The following is a 583-nucleotide window of genomic DNA, read 5'->3' on the forward strand; positions in this document are numbered from 1 at the left end:
CGAGCAGGATGTTGTTGTCGTCCACCACCGGGGCGGAGACCCAGTCATGATCGGAGAACTGGCGCGCGACTTCATCGGCGCTCTCGCCGACGTCGATCGCCGGCTGTTCGTCATCGATCAGGCGGTTGATCGGGGTGTTGTCCTCATGCGTCACCAGCGCGGCCAGCGAGAGGCGGCCCAGGTACTGATGGCGGCGGCTGACCACGAACAGGTGATCGGTGTGGTCGGGCAGTTCGCCACGCAGGCGCAGGTAGCGCAGCACCACGTCGACGTTGACGTCGGCGCGCACGGTCACCACGTCCGGGTTCATCAGGCGGCCGGCGCTGTCCTCGGGATAGGACAGCACCTGCTCGAGCCGCTCGCGGTTCTCGCGGTCCATCGACTTGAGGACTTCGTCGATGACCGTGTCCGGCAGATCCTCGACCAGGTCGGCAAGGTCATCGATGTCCAGGTCTTCGACCGCGGCGATGATTTCGTCCGGGTCCATGTCGGCCAGCAGGCTTTCGCGCACTTCCTCGCCGACGTGGACCAGTACCTCGCCATCGTCTTCCGGATCGACCAGGCCCCAGACAATCTCGCGCTT

General features: G+C 65.4%; 1 protein-coding gene. It reads right to left on the reverse strand.

All coding sequences use genetic code 11. The features are described from left to right. Positions 1 to 583, reverse strand: a 583-nt coding sequence (locus tag AAE045_RS23920; RefSeq protein ID WP_455549790.1) for a magnesium transporter MgtE N-terminal domain-containing protein, incomplete at both ends; no start/stop codon positions are given.

This window comes from Dryocola clanedunensis, from assembly GCF_038405435.1.
Classification (GTDB): Bacteria; Pseudomonadota; Gammaproteobacteria; order Enterobacterales; family Enterobacteriaceae; genus Dryocola; species Dryocola clanedunensis_A.